The following is a 20,507-nucleotide window of genomic DNA, read 5'->3' as shown; positions in this document are numbered from 1 at the left end:
AATCCTCCTAATTTTATTATCGTTTTCTAATCTATTTAGTAGACAATAGAATTTACCCCTTTATTTGCGGATAGTAAAACTCTTATCTTAAATTCTAGGAATATTCAGATTATTTATTCCGATTACAACTAGTATAATTGTTTCCGTAATCAAGGGCAATACGGTAAATAATGATTTCTACTTTTATGTAAAATATGTCTTGATAATAGTATCGTTAAAGAAAAAATTCTTTATATACAATTTAAACTCTTTTCCTTATGGCATTTTTGAAATAATATCAAAACTCTATTTAATATATTTATAGAGAAAAACGTAGGAACTTTTCCTGCGTATTTTTTTGCAAAAAAGATTAATCCCCCAAATACTATTCTCCTAATAATCAGGATTGACCATAAACCCTCACAAGGGAACAAAGTAACCTTTGTATACGAAGATTTTCTTTCGAACTTATTTTTTATGAATTTTTGACAATCTCTTGAACTGTGCGAAATGTCACATCTGTATTTTACAACCTCTCTTATAGTAAGGATATGTAAGAGAGACGTATTAAAGGAGTGAACAGTATGAAGAAGAAACCTTCAGCACTAATGAGACGTTTAAAATATTTTTCACCAATAGATCGTTATAACGATAATCATACACAAGAAACATATGAAGATCGCGAATGGGAAAATGTGTACAGAAAGCGTTGGCAACATGATAAAGTAATCCGCTCTACACACGGTGTGAACTGTACTGGTTCTTGTAGTTGGAACATTTATGTGAAAGATGGAATTGTAACATGGGAAGGGCAAGAGCTTAACTATCCGACTACAGGTCCTGATATGCCTGATTTTGAACCAAGAGGATGTCCGCGTGGAGCGAGTTTTTCTTGGTACATTTATAGTCCACTTCGTGTGAAATACCCATACGTACGTGGTGTTCTTTGGAGTATGTGGCAAGAGGAACTACAAAATAACGAGTCACCACTAGATGCTTGGAAAAGTATTGTGGAAAACCCTGAAAAAGCACGCAAGTATAAGCAGGTGCGTGGTAAAGGGGGATTCATTCGTGCGAATTGGGATGAAGTATTACAACTCGTTTCTGCTTCGTTACTTTACACAATAATTAAATACGGCCCAGACCGAAATGTTGGTTTTTCACCAATTCCAGCTATGTCGATGTTAAGTCATGCAGCTGGTAGCCGTTTTATGCAACTTATGGGTGGACCAATGCTTAGTTTCTATGATTGGTACGCAGATTTACCACCAGCTTCTCCGCAAATTTGGGGTGATCAAACGGATGTACCAGAAAGTAGTGACTGGTATAACTCTGGCTACATTATGACATGGGGTTCAAATGTACCGATGACGAGAACACCAGATGCTCACTTTCTAGCAGAGGTTCGATATAAAGGAACGAAAGTCGTTTCTGTAAGTCCTGACTTCGCTGAATCTACAAAGTTTGCGGATGATTGGATTAGTGTGAAGCAAGGTACAGATGGTGCACTTGCGATGGCAATGGGGCACGTAATCTTACAAGAATTTTATGTAGATAATCAAGTGGAATATTTCACAAAGTATGCGAAGCAATATACTGATTTTCCTTTCTTCGTCACATTGAAACAAAAAGGAGAACAATTCGTTGCTGATCGTTTCTTAAATGCTTCTGATATTGGACGCGAAACGAAGTTAGGGGAATGGAAACCTGTACTTTGGAACGAAAATACGAATGATTTTGCAACACCGCACGGAACAATGGGATCACGTTGGGATAACGAAAAGAAATGGAACTTGCGTTTAGAAGATGAAGAAACAGGTGAAAAGATTGATCCACGTCTTTCTTTACTTGGAATGGAAGATAGTGTTGAAACGGTGCAAATTCCGTACTTCTCTGATGATGGAAATACAATATTAGAACGCACAATTCCAGTGAAAAAGGTTATGACAGATGAAGGCGAAGTGTTCGTTACAACTGTATATGACTTAACATTAGCAAATTACGGCGTGAACCGAGGGCTTGGTGGACAAGAGCCGAAAGACTTCAATGATGATGTACCGTTTACGCCTGCATGGCAAGAGAAAATGACAGGAGTGAAACGAGAGCTTATTATTCAAATCGCTCGTGAGTTCGCACAAAATGCTGTTGATACGAATGGTCGCTCGATGATTATTATGGGAGCTGGTATTAACCATTGGTTCAACTCTGATACGATTTATCGCGCGGTTTTAAATCTTGTTCTTCTCGTTGGGGCACAAGGTGTAAACGGCGGTGGTTGGGCGCATTATGTTGGTCAAGAAAAATTACGACCAGCAGAAGGATGGCAAACGATCGCGATGGCAAAAGATTGGCAAGGGCCACCGAAATTACAAAATGGTACATCTTTCTTTTATTTCGTAACAGATCAATGGCGTTATGAAGATACACCGGTTGGACATTTAGCATCACCAGTTGAAGGCAACTCTCGTTATCAACATCACGGTGATTACAATGTATTAGCGGCACGACTTGGCTGGTTACCTTCCTATCCAACATTCGAGAAAAATGGAATTGAATTATATAAAGAAGCTGTTGCTGCTGGTGCAACAACGCAAGAAGAAATCGGAAAATACGTTGCACAAAAACTAAAAGAAAAAGAACTGAAATTTGCGATTGAAGATCCTGATAATAAAAATAACTTCCCTCGCAACTTATTCGTATGGCGTGCAAACTTAATTTCAAGTTCAGGTAAAGGGCACGAATATTTCTTAAAACATTTATTAGGTACAACAAACGGATTAATGAATGACGATAGTGATTCATTGCGACCAGAGGAAATTAAGTGGCATGAGGACGCACCAGAAGGAAAGCTTGATCTACTCATTAATTTAGATTTCCGTATGGCTGGAACAGCGCTCTATTCTGATATCGTCTTACCTGCGTCAACTTGGTATGAAAAACACGATTTAAGTAGTACAGATATGCATCCATTTGTACATCCATTTAATCCGGCAATCGGTTCACCGTGGGAAGCACGCTCTGACTGGGATATTTTCTGCGCTCTTTCTAAAGCTGTGTCAGATTTAGCGAAGAAAATCGATCTTGAGCCAATGAAAGAAGTTGTTGCAACACCACTTCTTCACGATACACCGCAAGAATTAGCGCAACCACTTGGCAAGATTAAAGACTGGAGCAAAGGTGAGTGTGAACCGATCCCAGGAAAAACAATGCCGCAAATTCATGTTGTCGAAAGGGATTATAAAACGATTTATGACAAAATGACAGCGCTTGGACCGAATACCGGAAAACAACCGATTGGTACGAAAGGAATTTCTTGGTCTGCAGAAAAAGAATATGAGCAATTAAAGAGTCGATTAGGAGTTATTCGAACTGATTCTATTGCGAAAGGGTGCCCGGACATAAAAGAAGCAATTAATGCTGCTGAAGCGGTATTAACACTTTCTTCTACAACAAACGGTCATATGGCTGTAAAAGCATGGGAAGCACTTGAAAAACAAACCGATTTAAAACTGCGTGATTTAGCAGAAGAACGTGAAGAAGAATGCTTCACATTCGAACAAATTACTGCACAGCCTAAAACAGTAATTACTTCTCCAGCCTTTACGGGTTCTGAAAAAGGTGGACGACGTTACTCACCATTTACAACAAATGTCGAACGTCTTATCCCTTGGAGAACGATAACTGGTCGACAATCGTTCTACTTAGATCATGACATGATGAAAGAATTTGGTGAAACGATGGCAACATTCAAACCAATTCTGCAACATAAACCGTTCCGTAAATCACGTCCCGAAGTAGAAGGAAAAGAAATTACATTAAACTATTTAACACCGCATAATAAGTGGTCAATTCATAGTATGTACTTCGATTCATTGCCGATGTTAACGCTGTTTAGAGGTGGCCCAACGGTTTGGATGAATAAAGATGACGCGAATGAAGCTGGTGTTGCAGATAATGATTGGATTGAATGCTTTAACCGTAATGGAGTTGTCGTAGCACGTGCTGTTGTAACGCACCGTATACCGAGAGGAATGGCATTTATGCACCATGCGCAAGATCGTCACATTAACGTGCCTGGTACGAAATTAACAAGTAACCGCGGGGGAACGCATAATAGTCCAACTCGAATTCACGTTAAACCAACACATATGATTGGTGGATATGGTCAATTAAGCTATGGATTTAACTATTATGGTCCAACTGGGAACCAGCGTGACTTAAACGTTGTAATTCGCAAACTGAAGGAGGTAGATTGGCTTGAAGATTAAAGCGCAAGTCGGAATGGTAATGAACCTAGATAAATGCATCGGCTGCCATACTTGTAGCGTAACGTGCAAAAACACCTGGACAAATCGTCCAGGTGCTGAATATATGTACTTCAATAACGTAGAAACGAAACCTGGAATTGGTTATCCGAAACAATGGGAAGATCAGGAGAAATACAAAGGCGGCTGGGAATTGAAAAATGGTGAAATTCAGCTGAAATCCGGTTCGAAAATGAAACGTCTTATGAATATTTTCCACAATCCAGATCAACCAACAATTGATGATTACTTTGAACCTTGGAACTATGATTATGAAACATTAACAAATAGCCCGCAGCGTAAGCATCAACCAGTTGCTCGTCCGAAATCAGCAATTACAGGTGAATTTATCGATAAAATTGAATGGGGTCCAAACTGGGAAGATGATTTAGCAGGTGGACATATAACAGGATTACAAGATCCGAACGTAAAGAAAATGGAAGAAGAAATTAAAACAGATTTTGAAAATGTCTTTATGATGTATTTACCACGCATATGCGAACATTGTATGAATCCATCTTGCGTATCATCTTGTCCATCTGGTGCGATGTATAAGCGTGAAGAAGATGGGATTGTACTTGTGGATCAAAATGCATGTCGTGCATGGAGATTTTGTGTATCATCTTGTCCGTATAAAAAAGTGTATTTTAACTGGCAAACAAATAAAGCTGAAAAATGCACAATGTGTTTCCCTCGTATTGAAGCTGGTATGCCAACAATTTGTTCAGAAACATGTGTAGGACGTATTCGATATATTGGGGTAATGTTATATGACGCTGACAAAGTAAAAGAAGCGGCTTCTGTTGAGGATGAAAAAGATTTATATGAATCTCAGCTTACTGTTTTCCTAGATCCAAATGATCCAGAAGTAGCAGCTGAAGCGAAAAAACAAGGCATTCCTGAAGAATGGATTAAAGCGGCACAAGAGTCACCAATCTATAAAATGATTATCGATTGGAAAATCGCTCTACCTCTTCATCCAGAGTATCGTACAATGCCAATGGTTTGGTATATCCCGCCCCTTAGCCCAATTATGAATATGGTGGAAGGGAAAGGAAGTAACTGGCAAGCTGAAGAGATTTTCCCTGCTATCGATAATATGCGTATTCCAATTCAATATTTAGCGAATCTACTCACTGCAGGAGATGAATCACACATTCGTCTTACTTTGAAAAAAATGGCTGTCATGCGAACGCATATGAGAGCATTGCAAATTAATAAAGAACCAAATGAAGCAGTATTAAAAGAAATTGGTTTAACGAAACAGGATGTAGAAGATATGTATCGTCTTCTTGCCATCGCGAAATATAAAGATCGCTTCGTCATTCCGGGCACTCACCGTGAACAAGTTGCAGATTTATATAGTGAGCAAGGAAGCTGTGGTCTTTCCTTCACAGGTGGCCCAGGCTCTTGTATGACAATTTCTTAAATAAAAGGGGTAGAAAATCATGAAACAAAGTTTACAAACTGCTTTTTCTTGTTCTTCTTTTCTTCTCTCCTACCCTGAACTAGGGTGGAGGGAAGCTTTACTAGAATTACAGGAAGAAATTCAAACAATTGAACAGAAAGAAATCAGAGCAACACTTACAACATTTATAAAACAAGCGCTAGATAAAACAGACAATCAACTCATTGATTCTTACGTATATACATTCGACTTTGGAAAGAAGACAAATATGTATCTTACCTACATGAAAACAGGTGAACAAAGAGAGCGTGGAATTGAATTATTAGAGTTAAAACAGCATTATAAAAAATCTGGTTTTAATGTAACAGATAAAGAACTACCTGATTATTTACCACTTCTACTTGAATTTCTTGCAAACGCGAATGAAAAAGATAGCGAACTAATTATGAGTAAATACACAGAAAATATACAAGCATTGCACGGGCAATTAAAAGAAGCAAACTGTATGTACGAACCAATTCTTGCAGCCGTTCTCCTCACTATCGATGCATGGGGAGTACAGACGAATTAGAAAGGAGCGTTGTCAAAATGATGGATCAATTTTTATGGGTGTTGTTTCCCTATATTATTTTTGCAATCTTTATTGGCGGGCACATTTTCAGATACAACTATGATCAATTTGGATGGACATCAAAATCTAGTGAACTATTAGAGAAGAAGATGCTCCGAATCGGAAGTCTATTATTCCACTTTGGGATAATGTTCGTAATTGGCGGTCATGTTATGGGGATTTTAATTCCAGAGTCCGTATACCGTTCAATAGGTATTACAGAGCATATGTATCATATAGTAGCAATTAGTTTCGGACTTCCGGCAGGTGTTGCTTCTATCATCGGTTTAATTATATTAACGTATCGCCGTGTAACAGTAAAACGCATCATTGCAACGAGTACAACGGGAGATTATATTGCGCTTATTTTATTACTTATCGTTATGCTAGCAGGACTGTCCTCAACGTTTTTAAATATCGACTCAAAAGGGTTTGATTATCGCACAACAATCGGTCCATGGTTCCGAAGTCTCTTTATTTTCCAACCGAAAGTTGAATATATGATGGAAGTACCTGTGTGGTTTAAATTTCATATTATTGCAGCGATGGGACTTTTCGCAGTATGGCCATTTACAAGACTTGTACATGTATTTAGTGCCCCAATTAAATACTTAAGCCGTAGTTATGTAATTTACAGAAGACGTATTCCAAACGAATTGAAAAAATAATTCCGCTGTAAACGAATAAGAGCTAGCAACTAACATGAAACGAGGTCTAATGGAAGGCCTCGTCTTTTTATATAGGAGATAATTGTGTCTATGAAAAAAGAGTAGCATCTATATTAGATGCTACTCAATGCTACAAATAGAGGTAGAGCAATCTTCACAAGCAATTTCACATTTTAAAAATTGTAAATCGTGAATTGTAATTTTTCCTTTATGAATAGAAATTGTACCTTTCTTTTTTAATTCATTTAACATCCGATTTACACTTTCACGTGAAGTTGCACAGAAATTTGCAAGTTCTTGATTCGTTAAAGGTAAATCGATGAGAATCCCATTTTCTTTTAACACACCGTAACTATTTGTCATTCGAATGAGAGTAGAATATAGGGCACCTTTTTTGCCGTGTAATACTAAATCTCGGAACTTTGTTTGCATTCTTCTTAAATGTTCACTAATCCATTTCATAAATTCAAATACAAGAGCGGGTTTTTGGAGTAATGCTTTTTCTAAGGCTTCACGCTTTATAACTCCTACTTCAACATCTTCAAGGCATTTTGAATTTAATAAATACTTCGCATTGTCAGTGAACAATGTTAATTCTCCAATAATGTCATATTCCGAACAAATACGAAGTGTTAATTCTTGCCCGTCAGCACTTAGTTTACTAATTTGTACTTTTCCTGAGTGAATGATATAGAGGTCTGTTGCTTCCATACCTTCTTGAAAAATAAAACTTCCTTTTTTTATTTGCATTTTATATTCAACAGATGCAAGTAATTCTTTTAAATCTTGAGATAATGTCATACTGTTTGCCACAGCGATCACCTTTCTTCTTATAAGCAACACATCTCCTATTTTGAATGTAAGTATGATGAAAATGCAAGAGATATTTTTGGAAAAAAGTGAAATTTCAATGACCGTATGGAATAGGGCTGGAGATGTGAACAAAATTCGAACGGATTCGTGAAGAATTTTTGAATGGGGAAAGTAATGTGAGAAAAGTCACATTGAATATGTAGCTTCTTTTTTATAATGAAAGCAAATACAAAATATGAAACTTACTAAGGATTGCAGTAGAAAAGAAGGGATATAGATGTACGAGAAGATGAGAGATTCGTTAGAGCGGCCACTTCAAGATTTACGTATTTCAGTTATTGACCGTTGTAATTTTAGGTGCACATACTGTATGCCAGCTGAAGTGTTCGGAACTGATTACGCTTTTTTACAGGAAGAGTGTTTATTAACGTTCGATGAAATAGAAAGATTGGCGAGATTATTTATAAGTATGGGAGTCAATAAAATTAGGCTTACTGGCGGTGAACCTTTATTGCGTAAAGACTTACCAAAGTTAATTGCAAGGCTTGCAAAGCTAGACGGTTTAACGGATATTGGACTCACAACAAACGGTATTCATTTAGCAAAACAAGCCAAGGCGTTAAAAGAAGCGGGATTAAAACGTGTAAATATTAGTTTAGATGCGATAGAGGATCACGTCTTCCAAAAAATTAATGGACGAAATGTAAGTACAAAACCCGTATTGAAAGGAATTGAAGCAGCAAAGGCAGCTGGATTAGAAGTAAAGGTAAACATGGTTGTAAAAAAAGGGATGAATGATAGTCAAATTCTTCTTATGGCTCGTTATTTTAAAGAACAAGAAATCGAGCTTCGTTTTATCGAGTTTATGGATGTGGGCAGTACGAACGGATGGAACTTTGAACAAGTCATTACGAAGGAACAATTGATAGAGAAAATTAATCGTGTATATTCTATTGAGCCCATTAAGCCTCGCTACTTTGGAGAAGTAGCGAAATTGTATCGGTATGTAGGGAGCAATGCAGAAGTTGGGTTTATTACTTCTGTTTCTGAGTCATTCTGTTCTTCTTGCACGAGAGCTCGTATTTCGGCAGACGGTAAGTTTTTTACGTGCCTATTTGGAACAAAAGGAATGGATTTGCGAACGCTTCTTCGAGAAAATATTTCTGATGCATCACTATTAAAAATTCTAAAACATACATGGGAATTTAGAACAGACCGGTATTCAGATGAACGAACAGCTGAAAGTACAAATAAACGTCCAAAAGTAGAAATGTCTTACATTGGTGGATAACGAAAGGAGGGTTCCCTATGCAAGAGCGTTATTCAAGACAAGTATTGTTTTCTGGAATTGGTGAAATGGGACAAAGAAAAATAAGAGAAAAGCATGTGCTCCTAATTGGTGCGGGTGCACTAGGAGCTGCAAATGCGGAAGCGCTCGTTAGGATGGGAATTGGGAAATTGACAATTGCTGATCGTGATTACGTCGAATGGAGTAATTTACAAAGGCAACAGTTATATACAGAAGAAAATGCGCAGCAGTGTAAACCAAAAGCAATTGCAGCAGCAGAACATTTAAGAAAGATTAATTCTGAAGTGGAAATTGTACCAGTTGTAACGGATGTCACAATGCAAGAAATAGAAGAGTTAACAAAAGAAGTGGATCTTATATTAGATGCGACTGACAATTTCGATACGCGCCTACTTATAAATGACATTTCACAAAAAGAAAATATACCTTGGATATACGGTGGATGTATTGGAAGTTACGGTGTAACGTATACAATTCTTCCGGGGGAAACACCATGCTTTCGCTGCCTAATGGATCATCCTATGGGCGGTGCAACATGCGATACAGCAGGAATTATTCAGCCAGCTGTACAAATGGTTGTTGCTCACCAAGTAACAGAAGCGATGAAAATATTGGTGGAAGATTTTCAGTCATTGCGAGGGACAATGTTATCGTTTGATATTTGGAACAATCAATATCTCTCATTAAAAGTAAATAGGCAGAAGAAAAGTACATGTCCATCTTGTGGGAATGTACGCACGTACCCAAGTTTAACATTTGGATCACAGATGAAAACTGAAGTGCTATGCGGGCGGAATACAGTTCAAATCCGTCCAGGGATAAAGCGAGTTCTTAATTTAGAAGAAGTTCAAAAGCGCTTACAAAAAAGTGTGAATGTCCAAAAAACTCCGTATTTACTATCGTTTCTAATTGATGAATATCGTTTTGTTTTATTTACAGACGGTAGGGCGTTTATTCATGGGACTAATGATAGGAAAATGGCAAAACGATTATATGCAAAATATATAGGGTGAATAGAAAGAGAGTTTCTCTTTATCAAAACGGGGTGAAAAAAGAATGTTAGAAAAACGAACACCAATTCCAGTGGCAGAAGCAGTTGCACGTGTAATGGAATATGCCTATCAAGGTGAAACGGAAAAAGTTTCTCTTATAGAAAGCTACGAAAGAACGCTTGGAGAAGATGTTGTTGCAGATCATGATGTTCCGCATTTTGATCGATCTCCATACGACGGGTTTGCAATTAGAGCGGAAGATACAAAAGAAGCAAGTAGCAGTAACCCAATACAGTTTGAAGTGATTGGTGAAATCGGAGCAGGTTTTGTTTTTACAGAAGAAGTGAAACCATTTCAAGCTGTCCGTATTATGACAGGAGCCGCAATTCCAGAGGGGTGTAATGCTGTTGTTATGTTAGAGCTAACGGAAGGATTTGAAGAAAACGAAAAGACGTATATGACATTAAAACGCTCTTTCGCTGCTGGTGATAACATTTCTTTTAAAGGAGAAGATGTAAAACAAAATGCCATACTTGTGAAAAAAGGGACTTCTATAAACCCTGGAGTAGCGGCGCTTCTTTCTACGTTTGGTTATAGTTCCGTACATGTTGTAAGGCAGCCGGTTATTGGAATTGTAACGACAGGAAGTGAACTGCTGGAAGTACATGAACAACTGAAAGAAGGGAAGATTCGAAATAGTAACTCCTATATGATAGCTGCTCAAATTGAACGAGAAGGCGGAGTGGTACAGTATTACGGACAATTCGCTGACGATTTTGAGACGTGTTATAACACTGTGAAGAAAGTGATAAAGGAAGTCGATATTTTAATTACAACTGGTGGCGTTTCAGTAGGAGACTACGACTATTTACCCGCTATTTATGAGAGATTACAAGCTAATGTACTTTTCAATAAAATAGCAATGCGACCAGGAAGCGTGACTACTGTAGCTGAGCTAGAAGGAAAACTATTATTCGGTCTATCTGGTAATCCTTCTGCTTGTTATGTCGGTTGTGAATTATATGTTAGACCAGTTATTCGAACATATTTGCATAGAAAAGATCCGCATATATATCGTGCGGAAGCGATTTTACAGAAAGATTTTCCGAAAGCAAACCCATTTACTCGTTTTGTAAGAGGGAGAGTGGAAATTGTAGATGGCCAATTGAAAGTTACACCAGTTGGTTTAGATAAATCTAGTGCCATTTCTTCACTTGCAGAAGCGAATGCATTTATTGTTTTACCGGGAGGAACGAGAGGATTTGAAGCAGGAATAACTGTTTCGGTACTGTTATTAGAATCAAACGTAGGAAGCGAGTGGCCATGGGAAGAACCGCTTCGATCGTACAAGTAATAGAAAAATAGATTGGTGGCTTCTCAGCGGATTATGATTTATTCCGCTATTGGTGAGGGCTGATTAAAGTTTCACTTTATACAAAGATAAGAGGTGCAAGATGACACATACGTATTATGAAGTAATTGATACACCTATTTCAATTGAAGATGTTACAAGTAAAGTAATTCGGCGTGAGTGTGGTGCTGTTACTACTTTTATTGGTACTGTCAGAGAATTTACGAAAGGACGTCGCACGCTTTATTTAGAGTATGTAGCTTATAAGACGATGGCGGAAAAACAACTTGAGAAGATTGGGACCGAAGTAGAAGAGAAATGGCCGAGGACATATGTGGCAATTACACATCGCATTGGTACATTGCAAATTTCTGATCTTGCTGTTGTTGTCGCTGTTGCTACACCACATCGGAAAGCGGCCTATGAGGCGAATGAGTATATTATGGAGCGTATAAAACAAATTGTTCCGATTTGGAAGAAAGAGTTTTGGGAAGAGGCTGAGTCATGGATAGGTGATCAGTTAGAAAAAACAGCATATGTAAATGGTGAACCTGAAAAGGAGATGAGAACATGATTGAAGTACTATTATTTGCACATTTGCAAGAAGAAGTAAGTAAGCCGGCCTTGCAAATAGATGGTGAAAAGATTACGGTTGCTGAGCTAAAGGATGTTCTTATAAAGAAATACAACGTAGCAATTTCAAACGAGATTATGGTCGCTATAAATGAAGAATACGCAAATGAGGATGACATAGTTCAAACTGGCGATGTAGTAGCAATGATTCCGCCAGTAAGTGGTGGTTGATTCTTTTCAGTCTAATCATGTTAGTACGTGATTAGACTGGAGGGAATTAATATAACTATGCATACATAGGAGGGAACAGGATGAAAAGTCCTAATTTTCAATTAAGTTTACAAACTTCTAATCTAGTTATCGGTTTTATGGTATGGGTTATCTTATCATCATTAATGCCATATATTAAAGCGGATATTCCATTAACTGCGGGACAAATTTCTATGGTTACAGCAGTACCGGTTATTTTAGGTTCTATTCTTCGCATTCCAATTGGCTATTGGACGAATCGTTACGGAGCAAGAAAATTGTTCTTTATTAGTTTTATACTTTTATTATTCCCTGTCTTTTACATTAGTGTTGCCAATTCTATGATGGATCTAATTATTGGTGGATTATTTGTAGGGATTGGCGGGGCGGTATTCTCTGTAGGAGTGACTTCACTACCGAAATACTTCCCGAAAGAGAGTCACGGTTTTGTAAATGGTATTTACGGTGTGGGTAATGCCGGAACAGCAATTACTTCTTTTTTAGCACCTGTAATTGCAACTTCATTTGGCTGGAGAACAACAGTACAGTGTTATTTAATTCTACTTGCAGCATTTGCACTTATGAACTTTTTATTAGGTGATCGTAAGGAAAAAAAGGTGAATACACCATTAATGGAACAAATAAAAGGTGTATACAAAAATGAAAAACTTTGGTTTTTATGTATCTTTTACTTTTTAACATTTGGATCATTTGTTGCATTTACAGTATATTTACCAAACTTTTTAGTATCTCACTTCGGATTAGAGAAAGTAGATGCAGGCATGCGGACAGCTGGATTCATCGTATTAGCAACAATGATGCGCCCGATTGGTGGCTGGCTCGGGGATAAGTTTAATCCATTTAAAATATTAATCTTCGTATTTATCGGCTTAACACTATCTGGTATTGTTTTATCATTTATGCCTAGTATGAACGTGTATACATTTGGTTGCTTACTAGTCGCATTTTGTGCAGGTATTGGAAATGGTACAATCTTTAAACTTGTTCCAATGTACTTCTCTGAGCAAGCAGGGATTGTAAATGGGGTTGTGTCAGCTTTAGGTGGACTAGGAGGGTTCTTCCCGCCATTAATTTTAACATTACTATTCCAACTGACAGGTCATTATGCAATTGGATTTATGGCGTTATCAGAAGTCGCACTTGCTTGTTTAATCATTACAGTGTGGATGTATAGCCAAGAGAAGCTGTTAGTGATGTTAAAAAACCATTAATAAGGAAAGAAGAACCGTCCCAAAGTATTCTGGGATGGTTCTTTTAGTAATAGGCTTCAACATGTTTTATTGCTATCTTAACAAAAGCTTGTTTTCTAAAATAATATGGTTTTAAAATGAAAAACAGAAGTTTTATGGGATTTTATGTTAATATATAGATATCAGATGTTATTCAATTAAAGGGTAGGTTAGTAAAAGGAATTTTAAATCTCTTCCAAAGACTAAACTAATTTTTAGCATACAAATATTTAATTGGATCGGGGTGTTTAGATGAAAAAATTATATAAGTCTACTCAAGATAAACAAGTATCAGGTGTATTAGGTGGCTTAAGCGATAAGTATGGAATTGATGTTAGTATCCTTCGAATAGTAACTGCATTATCAGCCTTTTTTACTAGCGGATTAACAGTGTTAATTTATATAATAGCTGCAATTGTTTTGCCTACAGATAAAGAAATTAAGGGATAAATGTATGAACTTAAATCTAATTCCACAATCGAGAACTTTAAGGGGACGAGTAGATAAAGGCACTCCGCCTCTTACACGTCTAGCGTACCAGAAAGGGACTTCGAATGTGGTAGTAAGAATCCGACTGACGTTAGTCATTTTGCACCGTTAGGAGTGGGAGTGTCAAGTAAGAATTTTATCCTTATTGATTTTATGAGATTGCTATGCATAATTGTAACTAAGGGAGATGATTCTAAGTTGAGTAAACCGAATATCAGCACAACAGTTGCAGGAGATATAATTGTTACCCATCTAATTGGCCAGATTAAAACAGATGATGTGTATGAATGGTTTAATGGCTTTGAGCAGGTTTGTCAGCAATTCATTTCCGAAGGGCGGAAATACAAATTGTTAGTGGATAGAAAAGGATACACGCCAAATCATTTTTCTGTTCAAAAAGTATGGAAAGAGAAGTTCTTCAATGAAACCATTTTGAATCACAGTAAGGCAATTGCATTTCTCCTTGAAGAGGGGGAGATAATGAATTTTTTACAACAATCTAATACAAAAGAATCTGTGAGATTTTTTGATGATTATGAACAAGCGCTAATTTGGTTGAATGAATATCCAATATAAAACCTGCATTCATAAAGTTCACTTGCTTACAACCTCCTAACAACATTATTTTTCCTCATAGATGCTTGTGCGCTTCTAAAAAACGAAACCAAAACAAAAAGAACAAACGCTTCTAAAAAACGTTTGTCCAAATATAATTGCTATTTTAGATAAGAAATAGACTACAATTTGTGAGTACGAGAAAGTCTTTTTATAAGATTAGGAAGGGCAGAAGTTAATTCTTGCTTCATACGCTTCGTAAACGATGGATCCTTACCTGAAGTTGAAATAGTAACAACATATTCATCATTTCGAATGACGCCAGGTGTGTGAAAAGATGATGCTGTACCATCACTTACAACGTTAACCCACTGGAAATCATGAGCGGCCTGTTTGACCATCATATTTACAGCATGTTGATTTGTAGCTGCATAAATAAGGTGGGCATCTTTAATATCATCATTACTAAAAGCTTTTTGCTTCCAAGTAATATAAGGAAGTTCCTTCATTTCCTCACAAATATCTGGGCTGACAACAGTGACAAAAGCGCCTGTATCTTTTAATCCAGACGCTTTTCGATATGCAATTTTACCTCCACCAATGATAACGACCACTTTTTTATTTAGATTAAGCATAAGAGGGTACATGTTATACATACACACATTCCTCCATTCGTTCTAATAATGTTAATTTCATATACGTATCAAACTGAAGACAGTTACAAGTTGTAACGTGATTGTATTTTTTTGCATGCAATTTAATTTTTTGAAGTAATAATCCGGTAAAGAGGAGGTACGGCATGACATATACATGGGACGCAGTCGATGTTATAGCCTTGAGCTCAGCAGTAAAAGAGGGAGTTCCTTTCGTTAAAAAAGAACAGGATACTGGCATACCGAGTTTTCGTTCGACAGCTGCTCCGATTTGTTGTAATTCATAAATGGGTTGAGGATCACTGCTACCTCTCCCTACAAGTAAAATACTACTACCTTGCAGTGGCATAGTTTCACGTATTCTTTTCACTACAAGTTCAACCATATGCGGATGCGTACTAAAAGGTGGTACAACTGAAAATGTTATATGTGGATATTGCTTTTGCATTTTCTCTATCTCAAAAGGAATATCACGTTTAAAGTGAGCTGCTGCAAATAATAAAACAGGTACAATCATTATTTCAGTTGCTCCCTCTAGTAGTGTTTCTGTAACTGCATCCGAAATGGTAGGTGTCGTTAGTTCTAGAAAAGCAATTTTTTGAATTCTTTCGTTACGTTCTTTCATAACAGATTGAATAAAGTGAATGAATTGTTCGTTACCTTCTTGTAGCCGGCTCCCGTGTCCAACATATATAATTCCTTTCATTGTCTCACCATGTCTTTCTTCATAAGAGTTTCTTGTAATTGATGGTCTACGTTATGAAACCCGACTTTATTTGCATAGTGTAAAGTTGGAACATCGGTATACGAGAATGGAAGAGTAAGAATATCGATAAAGCCAAGGCGTTTTATTTCTGCTAGAAACGTATCAATAGAAGCACGACCTTCAAATGCAATACTATCCCATGAGAATTCAGAAAGCATACGGGAATGAATTTCATCGAAACGATAATCAATTGTATACTCATGAGTCATAATATAAGATCCAGCACCGATTTTTTCTTGAATGAAAGCAATTCGATTAATATTTCTGCCTAAATAAATAGTTGTATCAGAAGAGAACGTTGCTTGTTTACTTAACAATCCATATTGCATAAGCTTTTCTTGAACAGAAAGGCTCATATATTGAAGTTCCGCTTGTAAGGATCGAATATCTTTATGGTTTTTACTGCATGATTGCATCAAAATTTCTACACTTTCAGCCGAACAAAATACAAGGCGATCAACGTTAAAAACTTCATTGATTTGTTCAGAGGTTAAAGTGTATTCTTTCTTTTTGAAAGTTGGAATTTGATATATTTCTGCACCGGACTCTTGTAACATTTGCTTTATTGCGCTTTTTTTATTTGTTGCAGATGCAAGTAAAACTTTCTTGCCATGCAATGGTTTACGTTCTTTCCAAGCGATTTGATTCCGTAAAGTAACAACATCACCAACAATTGTCATGGAAGGGTTAGAAATATTTTCGTTTTTGACGATAGGAACAATGGTGGAAAGTGTCCCTGTGACTACACGCTGTTTACCAGTTGTACCCCATTCAATGACTGCTACTGGCGTATCTTCTTTTTTTCCTGCTTGTAGTAAGTTTTCACAAATTGTAGGTAAGTTTTTTATACCCATGTAGTAGGCAAGCGTGTCGCTATTGTGAGATGAATTATATTTTCCATGATCGGTTAAAGGACCTTTTGCATGTCCGGTTAATAAAGTGACACTATTACTGTAGTCACGGTGGGTGAGGGGGATACCTGCATAGATACTAGCGGCGATGCTAGATGTAATACCTGGTACAATTTCATATGGAATATTTGCTGCTGCTAAAGTTTCTGCTTCTTCACCAACACGGCCAAAAATAGATGGATCTCCGCCTTTTAAGCGGACTACGATTTTTCCTTCTTTCGCAAATTGAAGGAGGTGTGCGTTAATCATTTCTTGACGCATAGTATGATTGTTTGGCATTTTTCCACAATAAATAAGTTCACATGTTTCTTTTGTATAATTAAGAAAGGAAGGGTTTAATAGGCGGTCATATAAGACGATATCTGCACGATTTAAGCACTCTATCGCTTTTTTTGTAATAAGCCCTTCATCACCTGGTCCTGCACCAACTAAATATACATATCCGTTCATATTCGCACCTCGTCTATTTTTATTTAAAAGGAAGCCAGGGGAAGCTTCCTTTTGTAAATTACATGTATATATAAATATCCCCGTCAATAACTTCTACTTCATACGTTTGAATACAACCGTCATCAGGTTTTTGAACTTCACCTGTTATTAATGAAATTTTCCAATCATGTAGTGGACAAAAGACGAATTCTCCAGATACAATGCCTTCTGCTAACGGTCCGTTTTTATGAGGACAACGATTTTCTACAGCTCGAATATCGCCATTTGAAAGGCGGAATAAGGCGATAGACATACCTTGCATTTGTACCTCTTTACCGATTTGAATAGGAAGATCTTCTGCCCGCATAACTTTTATTTTTTCTTTCGTTTGTAACATATGGATCACAGCTCCTTATTTCACAGTTTCAACTTCATACATCGCTTTTAATGATTTCGTTTCTAGTGCTTGTCCCCAAGCTTCTTTATATGTGCCACGAGCTGTTTGGAAACGCGCATTTAACTTAGTGACCATATTTACATCTTGCAGTATTTCTTTTATGTGATCGAAGCCTAATCGTTCTGTCCAGTAGGCAGTACGCTCTCCGTAAATTCCAGTTTCACGATAATATTGCATGTAAGCTGTAGCGATGCGAAGGACATCATCTTCAGTAGGGACAATCATTACAAAATCGGCCTCGCGTACTTCCGTACCACCATTTCCGCCGATATAAAGTTGATATCCATTTTCGACACAAACAACACCAAAATCTTTCGTAAGTACTTCCGCACAGTTACGCGGACAGCCCGTTACACCCATCTTCATTTTATGAGGTGTATCTACCATTTCTAATGATTGTTCAAGCAGCATACCAAGACCTAAAGAATCTTTCGTACCGAAACGGCAGAAACGAGAACCAACACATGATTTTACATTACGAAGCGATTTTGAATACGCATATCCCGAAGTCATATTTAAGTCAGCCCATACGCTAGGTAAATCTTGTTTCTTCACACCATATAAACCGATTCGGCTAGCGCCTGTAATTTTCACAAGAGGAACATCATACTTTTTCGCAACTTCAGCAATTTTCATTAAATCATCTGCTGTAATAACGCCTCCGTACATACGCGGAATAACAGAGAATGTACCATCGTGCTGGATGTTACCATTCATTCTTTCATTAACGAAGCGGGACGATTTATCATCTGCATATTCTTCTGGAATTGCCATACGTAAATAGTAATTTAAAGCAGGGCGACATTTTGAACAGCCGTCTTCATGTGCAAAACCAAGAACATTTCGTACTTCTTTTGGTGATTTTAATCCTTTCTCGTGAATGGCCGTTACGACTTCATCCCGTGATAAACTTGTACATCCGCACATACCAGCAGACTGCGCAGAAGCATCAAAAGCATCTCCGAGTGTATGAGATAAAACTTGTTCCACAAGCGGACGACATTTACCACAAGATCCTGCGGCTTTCGTGCATCCTTTAACTTCTTCAAAATTAGTTAACTCTTGTTCTAAAATGGCATGAACGATTGTACCCTTCGTAACACCATTACATCCGCAAATCGTGTCATCCGCACTCATAGTAGCAACGTTAAGTTCATTTTCTTCACCAGCTTTGTGAAGAAGGGAAGCTGGTGTATATTCTTGTATATCTTCTTCTTTCTTTAACATGCTAAAGAGGCGTGTACCATCAGCAGTATCCCCGTATAAAACAATACCAATGACTTTATTGTCACGAATTAATACCTTTTTATAGGAACGTTTACATTCGTCAAAGATTGATATTGCTTTCGTTTGATCATCTTCATATATTTGGCCAGCAGAGAATAAATCACAACCTGCAACTTTTAATTGCGTACCGACGATACTGCCCACATATCCATCAGTTTGTAAATTTGTTATATGCTTAGCTAATGTTGCACCTTGTTCATAAAGAGGAGCAACAAGTCCATATGCGATACCATCATGTTCCGCACATTCGCCAACTGCATAAATGGATTCATCATTTGTTTGCATATAGTCGCTGACTACAATACCGCGATTTACAAGTAAACCAGCATCTTTTGCTATTTGAGTATTCGGACGTATTCCGACAGCCATTACGATTAACTCACAATCTACAACTTCACCATCTTCAAATAGAATGCCCTCAACATGGTCTGTACCAAGAATCTTTACCGTTTTCTTTTCCATTAGAAACTTCATGCCTTGCGCTTCTAAATCTTCACGTAATAGAGAAGCTGCTTTGGAATCTAGTTGTTGCTCCATTAAGCTCGGCATTAAATGAACAACATGTACGTCCATTCCTAAGTCAATAAGACCTCTTGCAGCTTCTAAACCAAGTAATCCACCACCAATGACAACGGCCGTTTTCTTTTCTTTAGCGGTATCAATCATAAATTGTGTATCTTCAATAGTTCGAAATCCTGTTACACCAGGAAGAGTGGAACCTTCAACAGGTAAAATAAAAGCACTAGAACCTGTTGCGATAATGAGTTTGTCATATGTAAGAGTACGACTCTTTTCTGTAATAATAATTTTTTCTTCTCGGTTAATACTTTTAACTCTTTCATCTATATACAAAGTTATTTCATTTTCCTCATACCAACTATATTCATTCATAATGATATCTTGCATATTTGTTTTTCCTTGTAAAACATGAGAGAGCATAATGCGATTGTAGTTTGGATGTGGTTCATCTCCAAAAATAGTAATCTCATATGAATCACTATCATGTTTTAATATTTCTTCCATACAACGTATGCCAGCCATACCATTTCCAATCATAACTAAACGTTTTTTCATTTTCGTTTCCCCTTTTTATGTGAAGTATTGAACAAAGGATTGTATTTCTATTATAGAAAATCAAAAATGGGGGAGATGTGATATTTATCACATTTTTATAATGATTCACAAATTGTTAAAATTCGGATTTATGTGAAGGGAGAAGCGAAAGGGAATTTGGTTATATGGATAGAGGGGGGAGGGGAAGTATAAATAAAGTGAAGGACATGAGCATTTATACTCATGTCCTTCACTTTATTTATGCTTTTGTAATTGCACGCGGAAATAAAATATTATTTTCTAAATGAATATGCTCAAATAAATCAGATTCAATGGCTTCAAGGCGCTGGTAAACAAGGCGATAAGTGCCGCAAGCTCCTTCTGGTGGAGTAAAGTCATCT

18 protein-coding genes and 1 pseudogene are annotated in these 20,507 nt (G+C 37.2%); 12 read left to right on the top strand and 7 right to left on the bottom strand.

Going from position 1 to position 20,507, the window contains the following annotated elements; genetic code table 11:
- Positions 1-563 precede the first annotated feature (563 nt).
- Genes KI356_RS18135 through narI form a run of 4 tightly spaced genes read left to right on the top strand, consistent with a single transcriptional unit; the run spans position 564 to position 6,969 of the window.
- Positions 564-4,247 (top strand): nitrate reductase subunit alpha, encoded by a 3,684-nt coding sequence (locus KI356_RS18135; RefSeq protein ID WP_212936062.1) that lies wholly within the window; start codon positions 564-566, stop codon positions 4,245-4,247.
- Positions 4,237-5,712: a nitrate reductase subunit beta gene (gene narH / locus KI356_RS18130; RefSeq protein WP_128279846.1), complete on the top strand. Its 1,476-nt coding sequence runs from the start codon at positions 4,237-4,239 to the stop codon at positions 5,710-5,712. The genes KI356_RS18135 and narH overlap by 11 nt, the downstream gene beginning before the upstream one ends.
- A 19-nt stretch (positions 5,713-5,731) precedes the next feature.
- Entirely contained in the window at positions 5,732-6,262 is a 531-nt protein-coding gene (gene narJ, locus KI356_RS18125; RefSeq protein ID WP_212936061.1) for a nitrate reductase molybdenum cofactor assembly chaperone, read from the top strand.
- A 17-nt stretch (positions 6,263-6,279) separates the two neighbouring features.
- Positions 6,280-6,969 (top strand): respiratory nitrate reductase subunit gamma, encoded by a 690-nt coding sequence (gene narI / locus KI356_RS18120; RefSeq protein ID WP_097903220.1) that lies wholly within the window; start codon positions 6,280-6,282, stop codon positions 6,967-6,969.
- A 120-nt stretch (positions 6,970-7,089) separates the two neighbouring features.
- On the opposite strand, the gene KI356_RS18115 is transcribed toward narI, so the two are convergent.
- Complete coding sequence (locus KI356_RS18115) at positions 7,090-7,782, bottom strand: Crp/Fnr family transcriptional regulator (RefSeq protein WP_212936060.1); 693 nt, start codon at positions 7,780-7,782, stop codon at positions 7,090-7,092.
- Between the two features lie 277 nt (positions 7,783-8,059).
- Here KI356_RS18115 and moaA point away from each other — a divergent pair, with 277 nt between their 5' ends.
- The 8 genes from moaA to KI356_RS18075 all read left to right on the top strand — a co-directional run bounded on the left by moaA (position 8,060) and on the right by KI356_RS18075 (position 14,571).
- Positions 8,060-9,073, top strand: coding sequence for a GTP 3',8-cyclase MoaA (gene moaA / locus KI356_RS18110; RefSeq protein ID WP_212936059.1), 1,014 nt, complete (start codon positions 8,060-8,062; stop codon positions 9,071-9,073).
- 17 nt (positions 9,074-9,090) lie between these two features.
- Entirely contained in the window at positions 9,091-10,104 is a 1,014-nt protein-coding gene (locus KI356_RS18105) for a molybdopterin-synthase adenylyltransferase MoeB (RefSeq protein ID WP_212936058.1), read from the top strand.
- Between the two features lie 43 nt (positions 10,105-10,147).
- Complete coding sequence (locus KI356_RS18100; protein WP_212936057.1) at positions 10,148-11,437, top strand: molybdopterin molybdotransferase MoeA; 1,290 nt, start codon at positions 10,148-10,150, stop codon at positions 11,435-11,437.
- Positions 11,438-11,537: 100 nt separating this feature from the next.
- A complete protein-coding gene (locus tag KI356_RS18095) occupies positions 11,538-12,008 on the top strand; it encodes a molybdenum cofactor biosynthesis protein MoaE (protein ID WP_212936056.1) in 471 nt (156 codons plus the stop codon).
- Positions 12,005-12,238 carry a molybdopterin converting factor subunit 1 gene (gene moaD, locus KI356_RS18090; RefSeq protein WP_212936055.1) on the top strand — a complete coding sequence of 78 codons (234 nt, stop codon included), beginning with the start codon at positions 12,005-12,007 and terminating at the stop codon, positions 12,236-12,238. Before KI356_RS18095 ends, moaD begins: the two co-directional genes overlap by 4 nt.
- An 80-nt stretch (positions 12,239-12,318) precedes the next feature.
- Entirely contained in the window at positions 12,319-13,488 is a 1,170-nt protein-coding gene (gene narK / locus KI356_RS18085; RefSeq protein ID WP_212936054.1) for a nitrate transporter NarK, read from the top strand.
- 270 nt (positions 13,489-13,758) lie between these two features.
- Positions 13,759-13,956 carry a PspC domain-containing protein gene (locus tag KI356_RS18080; RefSeq protein WP_016094164.1) on the top strand — a complete coding sequence of 66 codons (198 nt, stop codon included), beginning with the start codon at positions 13,759-13,761 and terminating at the stop codon, positions 13,954-13,956.
- A 192-nt stretch (positions 13,957-14,148) separates the two neighbouring features.
- Positions 14,149-14,571 (top strand): STAS/SEC14 domain-containing protein, encoded by a 423-nt coding sequence (locus tag KI356_RS18075; protein ID WP_238486203.1) that lies wholly within the window; start codon positions 14,149-14,151, stop codon positions 14,569-14,571.
- Between the two features lie 161 nt (positions 14,572-14,732).
- Here KI356_RS18075 and KI356_RS18070 read toward each other — a convergent pair whose 3' ends face one another.
- The 6 genes and pseudogenes from KI356_RS18070 to KI356_RS18045 all read right to left on the bottom strand — a co-directional run.
- The gene (locus KI356_RS18070) at positions 14,733-15,206 is read right to left on the bottom strand and encodes a precorrin-2 dehydrogenase (RefSeq protein ID WP_212936052.1); all 474 of its coding nucleotides are present in this window, start codon (positions 15,204-15,206) and stop codon (positions 14,733-14,735) included.
- Positions 15,199-15,909: a sirohydrochlorin chelatase gene (locus KI356_RS18065; protein WP_212936051.1), complete on the bottom strand. Its 711-nt coding sequence runs from the start codon at positions 15,907-15,909 to the stop codon at positions 15,199-15,201. The genes KI356_RS18070 and KI356_RS18065 overlap by 8 nt, the downstream gene beginning before the upstream one ends.
- Positions 15,906-17,330, bottom strand: coding sequence for a uroporphyrin-III C-methyltransferase (locus KI356_RS18060; RefSeq protein WP_212936050.1), 1,425 nt, complete (start codon positions 17,328-17,330; stop codon positions 15,906-15,908). Before KI356_RS18060 ends, KI356_RS18065 begins: the two co-directional genes overlap by 4 nt.
- A 58-nt stretch (positions 17,331-17,388) precedes the next feature.
- Positions 17,389-17,706: a nitrite reductase small subunit NirD gene (nirD, locus tag KI356_RS18055; protein ID WP_097829634.1), complete on the bottom strand. Its 318-nt coding sequence runs from the start codon at positions 17,704-17,706 to the stop codon at positions 17,389-17,391.
- A gap of 15 nt (positions 17,707-17,721) precedes the next feature.
- A complete protein-coding gene (gene nirB / locus KI356_RS18050; protein WP_212936049.1) occupies positions 17,722-20,127 on the bottom strand; it encodes an NADPH-nitrite reductase large subunit in 2,406 nt (801 codons plus the stop codon).
- Between the two features lie 238 nt (positions 20,128-20,365).
- Positions 20,366-20,507: pseudogene (locus KI356_RS18045) on the bottom strand (hemerythrin domain-containing protein); the annotation flags it as partial.

The sequence above is a fragment of the Bacillus hominis genome (genome assembly GCF_018332515.1).
Classification (GTDB): Bacteria; Bacillota; Bacilli; order Bacillales; family Bacillaceae_G; genus Bacillus_A; species Bacillus_A hominis.
The sequence above is the reverse complement of the archived record's forward strand: the minus strand, read 5'-3'. Positions and strand labels throughout refer to the sequence as shown.

Bases quoted from the DNA above. Each gene is read 5' to 3' on its own strand.
- KI356_RS18080 (WP_016094164.1), top strand. From the start codon at position 13,759: ATGAAAAAATTATATAAGTCTACTCAAGATAAACAAGTATCAGGTGTA.
- narK (WP_212936054.1), top strand. From the start codon at position 12,319: ATGAAAAGTCCTAATTTTCAATTAAGTTTACAAACTTCTAATCTAGTT.
- narJ (WP_212936061.1), top strand. From the start codon at position 5,732: ATGAAACAAAGTTTACAAACTGCTTTTTCTTGTTCTTCTTTTCTTCTC.
- KI356_RS18070 (WP_212936052.1), bottom strand. From the start codon at position 15,206: ATGTATAACATGTACCCTCTTATGCTTAATCTAAATAAAAAAGTGGTC.
- KI356_RS18075 (WP_238486203.1), top strand. From the start codon at position 14,149: ATGAGATTGCTATGCATAATTGTAACTAAGGGAGATGATTCTAAGTTG.
- KI356_RS18065 (WP_212936051.1), bottom strand. From the start codon at position 15,909: ATGAAAGGAATTATATATGTTGGACACGGGAGCCGGCTACAAGAAGGT.
- moaD (WP_212936055.1), top strand. From the start codon at position 12,005: ATGATTGAAGTACTATTATTTGCACATTTGCAAGAAGAAGTAAGTAAG.
- KI356_RS18105 (WP_212936058.1), top strand. From the start codon at position 9,091: ATGCAAGAGCGTTATTCAAGACAAGTATTGTTTTCTGGAATTGGTGAA.
- KI356_RS18100 (WP_212936057.1), top strand. From the start codon at position 10,148: ATGTTAGAAAAACGAACACCAATTCCAGTGGCAGAAGCAGTTGCACGT.
- KI356_RS18135 (WP_212936062.1), top strand. From the start codon at position 564: ATGAAGAAGAAACCTTCAGCACTAATGAGACGTTTAAAATATTTTTCA.
- narI (WP_097903220.1), top strand. From the start codon at position 6,280: ATGATGGATCAATTTTTATGGGTGTTGTTTCCCTATATTATTTTTGCA.
- nirB (WP_212936049.1), bottom strand. From the start codon at position 20,127: ATGAAAAAACGTTTAGTTATGATTGGAAATGGTATGGCTGGCATACGT.
- KI356_RS18060 (WP_212936050.1), bottom strand. From the start codon at position 17,330: ATGAACGGATATGTATATTTAGTTGGTGCAGGACCAGGTGATGAAGGG.
- nirD (WP_097829634.1), bottom strand. From the start codon at position 17,706: ATGTTACAAACGAAAGAAAAAATAAAAGTTATGCGGGCAGAAGATCTT.
- KI356_RS18095 (WP_212936056.1), top strand. From the start codon at position 11,538: ATGACACATACGTATTATGAAGTAATTGATACACCTATTTCAATTGAA.
- moaA (WP_212936059.1), top strand. From the start codon at position 8,060: ATGTACGAGAAGATGAGAGATTCGTTAGAGCGGCCACTTCAAGATTTA.